At 68.9% G+C, this 7,508-nt stretch carries 9 protein-coding genes; 4 read left to right on the top strand and 5 right to left on the bottom strand.

The window, feature by feature from the left end:
• Positions 1–355, top strand: a 355-nt coding sequence (locus tag N878_RS08705) for a helix-turn-helix transcriptional regulator (protein WP_021443279.1), incomplete at its 5' end; no start/stop codon positions are given.
• Positions 356–577: 222 nt separating this feature from the next.
• Here the strand turns inward: N878_RS08705 and N878_RS08710 are convergent.
• Together N878_RS08710 and prlC are read right to left on the bottom strand one after the other, a co-directional pair.
• Positions 578–847: a YheV family putative zinc ribbon protein gene (locus N878_RS08710; RefSeq protein ID WP_021443280.1), complete on the bottom strand. Its 270-nt coding sequence runs from the start codon at positions 845–847 to the stop codon at positions 578–580.
• Positions 844–2,889: an oligopeptidase A gene (gene prlC / locus N878_RS08715; protein WP_021443281.1), complete on the bottom strand. Its 2,046-nt coding sequence runs from the start codon at positions 2,887–2,889 to the stop codon at positions 844–846. The genes N878_RS08710 and prlC overlap by 4 nt, the downstream gene beginning before the upstream one ends.
• 135 nt (positions 2,890–3,024) lie before the next feature.
• On the opposite strand from prlC, the gene N878_RS08720 reads away from it, so the two are divergent.
• Both N878_RS08720 and N878_RS08725 read left to right on the top strand, forming a co-directional pair.
• The gene (locus N878_RS08720) at positions 3,025–3,567 is read left to right on the top strand and encodes a gamma carbonic anhydrase family protein (protein WP_021443282.1); all 543 of its coding nucleotides are present in this window, start codon (positions 3,025–3,027) and stop codon (positions 3,565–3,567) included.
• Entirely contained in the window at positions 3,567–4,214 is a 648-nt protein-coding gene (locus N878_RS08725; protein ID WP_021443283.1) for an HAD family hydrolase, read from the top strand. The genes N878_RS08720 and N878_RS08725 overlap by 1 nt, the downstream gene beginning before the upstream one ends.
• A 104-nt stretch (positions 4,215–4,318) precedes the next feature.
• Here the strand turns inward: N878_RS08725 and N878_RS08730 are convergent, their stop codons facing one another.
• Together N878_RS08730 and N878_RS08735 are read right to left on the bottom strand one after the other, a co-directional pair.
• Positions 4,319–4,549 carry a DUF1161 domain-containing protein gene (locus N878_RS08730; RefSeq protein ID WP_021443284.1) on the bottom strand — a complete coding sequence of 77 codons (231 nt, stop codon included), beginning with the start codon at positions 4,547–4,549 and terminating at the stop codon, positions 4,319–4,321.
• Between the two features lie 61 nt (positions 4,550–4,610).
• Positions 4,611–5,669 carry an aminopeptidase gene (locus tag N878_RS08735; RefSeq protein WP_021443285.1) on the bottom strand — a complete coding sequence of 353 codons (1,059 nt, stop codon included), beginning with the start codon at positions 5,667–5,669 and terminating at the stop codon, positions 4,611–4,613.
• 85 nt (positions 5,670–5,754) lie between these two features.
• Here N878_RS08735 and N878_RS08740 point away from each other — a divergent pair, with 85 nt between their 5' ends.
• Positions 5,755–6,171, top strand: coding sequence for a hypothetical protein (locus N878_RS08740; RefSeq protein WP_021443286.1), 417 nt, complete (start codon positions 5,755–5,757; stop codon positions 6,169–6,171).
• Positions 6,172–6,241: 70 nt separating this feature from the next.
• Here N878_RS08740 and N878_RS08745 read toward each other — a convergent pair whose 3' ends face one another.
• Positions 6,242–7,243 carry an LLM class flavin-dependent oxidoreductase gene (locus N878_RS08745; RefSeq protein ID WP_021443287.1) on the bottom strand — a complete coding sequence of 334 codons (1,002 nt, stop codon included), beginning with the start codon at positions 7,241–7,243 and terminating at the stop codon, positions 6,242–6,244.
• Positions 7,244–7,508: the final 265 nt, after the last annotated feature.

Raw genomic sequence — 7,508 nt, forward strand, 5'->3', positions numbered from 1 at the left:
GCTGCGCGCCGCCCCGGAGGTGGCGTTGATGCTGCCGCTGCCGCAGGACGCGCGGCTGCGCGAGGTGTGCCTGGGGCTGGAGGATGCGCGCCTGCGCCAGCTCGGCCTGGGCGAATGGGGCGAGCGCCTGGGGGTGTCGGAGAAGACCCTGAGCCGCCTGTTCCTGCGCGAGACCGGGCTGAGCTTTCGCGCCTGGCGCCAGCGTCAGCGCCTGCTCGATGCGCTGACCCCGCTGGAGCAGGGCGAGCGCGTCACCGACGTGGCGCTGGCCTGCGGCTACGACTCGCTATCGGCCTTTATCGCCGCCTTTCGCCGCCAGTTCGGCGCGACGCCGGGGGAGTTCTTTCGCGAGTAGCGGAGAGGGCGGGGGTAGTTCGCCTGCATCAATCGCCACGATTCGTAGGGTGGGTTAGCCGCTTGTCACTGGGTCTGAAAAAGCCGCTGTGCCTGCTGCGGCGTAACCCACCATCGGTGCAACACGGCCTATCGCCTGGTGGGTTACGCGGCGCGCTGCCTTTATCGGCGCTTGCAAGATCAGCGTTCTGTGCCGCTAACCCATCCTACGGATCTTCCCGAGCTAAGTCGGCTCGCTCGGCTTCTTCAGCTTGGGATTGGGGAAGAACTGCACCGCCTGCACCTTGGGGTCGGCGGCCTTGGGCTTCAGGCCGCTGACGTTGACCCGGGTGGGGATCTCCTTGGGCACCGAGTTGCCGCGGGCGTCGAGGGTGTCGGCGTAGCCGCAGGCCACGCATTCGCGGTGCGGCACGCCGTCCTCGTCCCACATCTGGATCTTGTCCTGCTCGCTGCAGGCCGGGCACACGGCGCCGGCGATAAAACGCTTCTTCACGCGGCCTCCTGGCTCAGGCCGAGGTGGCGTAGCAGGGCGTCGATCTTGGGCTCGCGGCCGCGGAAGTCGACGAACAGCACCATCGGCTCCTGCGAGCCGCCGCGGGCGAGGATGGCCTCGCGGAAGGCGCGGCCGGTGTCGGCGTTGAACACGCCCTCTTCCTCGAATTTCGAGAAGGCGTCGGCGCTGAGCACTTCGGCCCACTTGTAGCTGTAGTAACCGGCCGCGTAGCCGCCGGCGAAGATGTGCGCGAAGCCGTTGGCGAAGCGGTTGTAGGCCGGCGGACGCAGCACTGAGACTTCGTCACGGATGGCTTCGAGCACCTCCAGCACGCTGCGGCCGTCGCCGTGGGTGGCGTGCAGCTCGAAGTCAAACAGGGAGAACTCCAGCTGGCGCACCATCATCAGGCCGGACTGGAAGTTCTTCGCCGCCAGCATCTTGTCCAGCATGGCCTGCGGCAGCGGCTCGCCGGTTTCATGGTGGCCGGAGATCAGCGCCAGGCCCTCGGGCTCCCAGCACCAGTTCTCCATGAACTGGCTAGGTAATTCGACGGCATCCCAGGCGACCCCATTGATCCCCGAGGCGCCGGCATGCTCGACGCGGGTCAGCAGGTGGTGCAGGCCATGGCCGAACTCGTGGAACAGGGTGGTGACCTCGTCGTGGGTCAGCAGCGCCGGCTTGCCGCCGATCGGCGGGGTGAAGTTGCACACCAGGTTGGCCACCGGGCTGATCAGGCTGCCGTCGGCGGCGCGGCGCTTGTCGCGCGCGCCGTCCATCCAGGCGCCGCCGCGCTTGTTGGCGCGGGCATAGAGGTCGAAGAAGAAGCGGCCGACGTGCTGGCCGTTCTCCTGGATTTCGAACAGGCGCACGTCCGGGTGCCAGCTGTCGAAGTCTTTCAGCTCGCGAATCTCGATGCCGTAGAGCTTCTGCACGATGGCGAATAGGCCGGTGAGCACCTTGTCCACCGGGAACCAGGCGCGCACCTGTTCCTGGGAGATGCTGTAGCGCTGCTGGCGCAGTTTCTCGCTGTAGTAGCCGACGTCCCAGCTTTGCAGGTCATTCAGGCCCTGCTCGGCGGCGAAGGCCTTGAGCTCGGCCAGGTCCTGCGCGGCGAAGGGTTTGCTGCGCACCGCCAGGTCGCGCAGGAAGCTCAGCACCTGCTCGGTGGATTCGGCCATCTTGCTGGCCAGGCTCAGCTCGCTGTAGTGGGCGAAGCCGAGCAGGCGCGCCAGCTCCTGGCGCAGGTCGAGGATCTCGGCCATCAGCGGGCCGTTGTCGTGCTGGCCGGCGTTCGGCCCCTGGTCGGAGGCGCGGGTGCAGTAGGCGGCGTAGATTTCCTCGCGCAGGGCGCGGTCGTCGGCGTAGGTGATCACCGCGAAGTAGCTGGGGAACTCCAGGGTGATCAGCCAGCCGTCCAGGCCCTTGGCCGCGGCGGCCTGCTGCATCTGCGCCTTGGCCGAATCGGTGAGGCCGGCAAGCACAGCCTCGTCGGTGACGTGCTTGGTCCAGGCCTGGGTGGCGTCGAGCAGCTGGTTGGAGAATTTGCTGGTCAGCTCGGACAGGCGCATCTGGATCTCGCCGTAGCGCTTCTGCTGCTCGGCCGGCAGGTCGATGCCGGACAGGCGGAAATCGCGCAGCGCATGCTCGAGGATGGTCTTCTGCGCCACGTCGAAGCCGGCGGCCTCGGGGCTGCCCGCCAGCGCGTCGTAGGCCTGGAACAGCGGCTTGTTCTGGCCCAGCTCGGTCCAGTACTCGGACAGCTTGGGCAGGCAGGCCTCGTAGGCGGCGCGCAGCTCCGGGCTGTTGCACACCGCGTTGAGGTGGCTGACCGGGCTCCAGGCGCGGCCCAGGCGCGCGCCCAGCTCGTCCAGCGCCAGCACCAGGCCGTCCCAGCTCGGCTCGACCTGCTGCTGGAGCAGTTCGGCGATGGCCGCGCGGCTGTCGGCCAGGATCTGGTCGATGGCCGGCTCGACGTGCTCGGGTTTGATCTGCGAGTAGGGCGGCAGGTCGAAGTCTTGCAGCAGGGGGTTGTTCGCGGTCACGACGAGGCACCTGTGGCGAATGGATTCCAGGGTTGCGACCCCGGGACGCGATAAACAATCCAGGGTCGATAACAACCGACATGGGGGCCATCTTAATTACAATCAAGCTTTCCCGCAGCCCAGGAGATTTCTATCGTGGCGATTCGCAGCTACCAACAGTTCAGCCCGCAGCTCGGCGAGCGGGTGTTCGTCGACGCCAGCGCCGTGGTGCTGGGCGATGTGGAAATCGGCAGCGACAGCTCGGTGTGGCCGATGGTGGTGGTGCGCGGCGACATGCACAGCATCCGCATCGGTGCGCGCACCAGCGTGCAGGACGGCAGCGTGCTGCACATCACCCACGCCGGGCCGTTCAACCCGGCCGGCTATCCGCTGATCATCGGCGACGAGGTGACGGTCGGGCATAACGTCACCCTGCACGGCTGCACCCTGGGCAACCGCATCCTGGTCGGCATGGGCAGCATCGTCATGGACGGCGTGGTGGTCGAGGACGAGGTGGTGATCGGCGCCGGCAGCCTGGTGCCGCCGGGCAAGCGCCTGGAAAGCGGCTACCTCTACGTCGGCAGCCCGGTAAAACAGGCCCGGGCGCTGACCGAGCAGGAACGCAGCTACTTCGCCTACAGCGCAGCCAACTACGTGCGCCTGAAGGACCTGCATCTGGTCGAGGGGTATGACGGCTGATGCATTACCAGACCATCCTCTTCGACCTCGACGGCACCCTCACCGACCCGCGCGAGGGCATCACCCGTTCGGTGCAGTACGCCCTGGCCAAGCTGGGCATCGACGAGCCGGACCTGGCGGCGCTGGAGCACTTCATCGGCCCGCCGCTGCTGCAGTGCTTCATGGCCAGCTACGCGCTGGACGAGGCTACGGCCTGGCAGGCGGTCAATCACTACCGCGAGCGTTTCAAGGTCACCGGGCTGTACGAGAACCGCCTGTTCGACGGCGTGCCGGCGCTGCTCGGCGAGCTGGCGGGGCAGGGCCGCAACCTGTATATCGCCACCAGCAAGCCGACGGTGTTCGCCGAGGAGATCGCCCGTCACTTCGGTTTCGCCGGGCACTTCAAGCGCATCTACGGCAGCGAGCTGGACGGCACGCGCACCGACAAGGTGGCGCTGCTGGCGCATCTGCTGGAATGCGAGGGGCTGGCGCCGCAGACGGCGCTGATGATCGGCGACCGCAAGCACGACCTGATCGGCGCGCGGCGCAACGGCCTGGATGCGGCGGCGGTGGGCTACGGCTTCGGCAGTCGCGAGGAGCTGCTCGGCGAGGCGCCGACCTATCACTTCGCGACGCTGGAGGAGCTGCACCGGGCATTCATCTGCTGAGAGGCTGTAGCAGCGAGCGCTGCTCGCGAATGCTGCCCAGGCGAGAGCTTCGCGAGCCAGCTCGCGCCTGCAAGAGCTGAGCTGGCCAGCTGAGGGGGGGGGTATCAGCCGTTCTTCTGGTAGATGATCTTCTTGCTGCCGCCGTCGCAGCTGCCGACCACCATGCTCTGGTCCGTGACCTCGTCGTTGGCGACGATTTCCAGGGTGTAGCTGGGTACGCCGGCGGCCTGGATCTTCACTTCGATTTCTTCCTTGAGTTCTTCACAGGGCTTGGGCGCGGCCTGCGCGCCGGCGGCGAGCAGCATCAGGGCCAGGGTGGGTATCAGGCGTTGCATCGCTTACCTCCGGTGTCGAGCGAGTCCTGCCGGATTGGACCGGCGTTTGGGCAGGGCAGTTCTAGCCGCCGGCCTGCAGCCTGTCCAATGCCGCGCGACGCTCTGCCTGCGGTAGCCGACCAAGGGCGGCCACCGCCCGGTAGAAGGCCGCCCAGTCGCCTGCGTGCTGGGCGAACAGCGCGGCGAAGGCCGGCACCCACTGGTCGTAGAGGCCGAACGGCAGCAGCTTGGCGTTGTTCAGCGGGCTTTCGATCCAGGCATCGAAGCGGCCGTTGCCGCCCCATTCGCGCTGGCGCAGGGCGCGGTAGTCGCGGCGCAGGCGCTCGAACTCGGCCTGCTTGGCGGCGCGCATCGCCGCCGCGTCCAGTTCGCTGGCGTACAGCCGCTGCAGGCGCTCGCGGCTGGCCAGCACCAGGTCGACGAACTGCTGGCGCTGGCGCTCGCCGTCGTCCGCGTGCGCTTCGCCGCGGCTGGCGTGCCACTGGCGCAGGCCTTCGCGCTCGACGAAGGTGGCGAAGGACTCGTTGAACGCGGTGTCGCCGGCCAGGTAGTACTGCTGGTGCGCCAGCTCGTGGAAGATCACCGCCACCAGGCGCTGGTCGTTCCAGCGCAGCATGGTGTTGAGCAGCGGGTCGTCGAACCAGCCGAGGGTGGAATAGGCCTCCACCCCGCCGATATGGGTGTCCAGGCCCTGCTGACGCAGCAGCGCGGCGCCGCCGCGGGCCCGGCCCAGCTGGTAATAGCCGCGGTAGGCGACGCAGCCGGCGACGGGGAAGCAGTGCAGCTCGGGCTCCAGGGAAAACTCCGGCGTGGCGAAGAGGTTCCATACCACGAAGGGCCGGCCGAGGTCGGCGTACAGGCGGTAGCTGCGGTTGTCCGGCAGGCCCAGCTGGCTGCTGGCGAAGTCGCGTGCCTGCTGCGCCAGGGCCAGGCGCCGCGCCAGCTGCGGCTCGGTGGCGGGATCGGCGAGCAGGCGCGCGACCGGCTGGCGTGCCTGCAGCAGCTGCCACTGACCCTGGCCGAGGTGGGCGTAGTAGTCCAGGGTCGAGCAACCGCCCAGCAGCAGAGCGAGCAGGGGAGCGCTAAGGCGACGCAGCAGGTGGAGGCGGGCGATGGGCATGGCGCCACGCTACCCCATCGGCGCAGCTGCCTCCAGCGCCGAATGGGCGTAGGCTAGGGTTTCGCGCCACAGACTGGAGGTCGCCATGCGTGCCCTGCTTATCGCCGCCGCGCTGCTGCTCGGTGCCTGCGCTTCACCCCTGCCGAAACCCGACCCGCAACAGGCCTGGGTCGATCTCTACGCGCCGGCCGGCGACCTGCTGATGGCCGACCGCCTGGACCGCAAGCGCTGGCCGGACGGTCGCTACTTCCAGGTCGGCCCCGGTGCCCACGAACTGCTGGTGCGCCTGCAGTTCGAGGCCAGCCGCGGCGGCATGGGCTTCAACAGCGAACCCTTGCTGCTGACCTGCGAACTGCGCCTGCGCTACGACCAGTTCGCCGCCGGCCAGCGCTACCGGGTGGAGGCCCGCTCAATGGCGATGACCGCCCAGGCCTGGCTCTACGACGAGCAGCGCAACGTGCTGGCGCGCGGCAAGGTGATGCGCTGCGGCACCGCGATCTAGCTGAGGCGGCAGCGTCCCCACCTCGTCCGAGCAGCAGGCTGGACAACCCGCAGCTTGTCCGCCGGCTGGTTCAGCCGCGCTGCAGTTCGGCGAGGATGTCGAAGGCGTGCAGGCGGTCGGCGAAGTCGTACATGTCGCAGGTGAAGATCAGCTCGTCCGCCTCGGTCTGCTCCAGCAGCTGCTCCAGGCGGCTGCGCACGGTCTGCGGTCCGCCGATGGCGGCCAGGCCGAAGAACTCGCTGACCCCCTGGCGCTCGTGCGGCAGCCACAGCCCTTCCATGCTCGCCACCGGCGGCCGTTGCACCAGGCTCTGCCCGCGCAGCAGGGCGAGGATGCGCTGGAACGCCGAGGTGGCCAGGTACTGCGCCTGCTCGTCGCTGTCGGCCGCCAGCAGCGGCACGCCAAGCATCACATAGGGTTTGTCCAGCACCTCGGAAGGTCTGAAGTGGTTGCGGTAGATGCGCAGCGCCTCGTGCAGGTAGCGCGGCGCGAAGTGCGAGGCGAAGGCATAGGGCAGCCCCTTCATCCCCGCCAGCTGCGCGCTGAACAGGCTGGAACCGAGCAGCCAGATCGGCACCTGGGTGCCGGCGCCGGGCATGGCGATCACCCGTTGAGCCGGGGTGCGCGGGCCGAGGTAGGCCTGCAGCTCCTCGACGTCGCCGGGGAAATCCTCGGCGCTGCCGTCGCGGCTGCGGCGCAGGGCATGGGCGGTGTACTGGTCGGCGCCGGGCGCGCGGCCCAGGCCCAGGTCGATGCGCCCGGGATAGAGCGTGGCGAGGGTGCCGAACTGCTCGGCGATCACCAGCGGCGCGTGGTTGGGCAGCATCACCCCGCCGGCGCCGAGGCGGATGCGCGAGGTGCCGGCGGCCAGGTAGCCGAGCAGCACGGCGGTGGCGGAGCTGGCGATGCCGTCCATGTTGTGGTGTTCGGCGACCCAGAAACGCTGGAAGCCGAGGCTTTCCACGTGCCGCGCCAGCGCCAGCGAGTTGTGCAGGGCCTGGGCGGCGTCGCCGTCGTCGCGGATCGGCGCCAGGTCGAGGGTGGACAGCTTGATCGAGGCCAGTCGGCTCATGAGGGGCTCCTCGTTGCGTGGCCGGCCACTCTAACCCCTTGAGTCCGGGCGGCGCACGCCGTGCAGGGGCATAGTCATCATCGACGCGGCTGATGCGCCGAGGTCGTTGCGGGCCGATTCGACGCCGAGAAGCCGGGCGACCCGCAGCCAGTTCGACCCGGCGCGCGGCCATGGCGGCGAAGGGGCTGATGCAGGGCTCGGGCTCAGGTGGCGGGGCCGCTGCCGTGGCGCGCGCGGTATTCGCCGGGGGTCAGCCCGGTCCACT

The sequence above is a fragment of the Pseudomonas sp. EGD-AK9 genome (assembly GCF_000465935.2).
Lineage (GTDB): Bacteria > Pseudomonadota > Gammaproteobacteria > Pseudomonadales > Pseudomonadaceae > Aquipseudomonas.

Excerpts from the sequence above, each read along its gene's own strand:
- N878_RS08730 (WP_021443284.1), bottom strand. The coding sequence starts at position 4,549 with ATGCAACGCCTGATACCCACCCTGGCCCTGATGCTGCTCGCCGCCGGC.
- N878_RS08745 (WP_021443287.1), bottom strand. The coding sequence starts at position 7,243 with ATGAGCCGACTGGCCTCGATCAAGCTGTCCACCCTCGACCTGGCGCCG.
- N878_RS08735 (WP_021443285.1), bottom strand. The coding sequence starts at position 5,669 with ATGCCCATCGCCCGCCTCCACCTGCTGCGTCGCCTTAGCGCTCCCCTG.
- N878_RS08740 (WP_021443286.1), top strand. The coding sequence starts at position 5,755 with ATGCGTGCCCTGCTTATCGCCGCCGCGCTGCTGCTCGGTGCCTGCGCT.
- N878_RS08725 (WP_021443283.1), top strand. The coding sequence starts at position 3,567 with ATGCATTACCAGACCATCCTCTTCGACCTCGACGGCACCCTCACCGAC.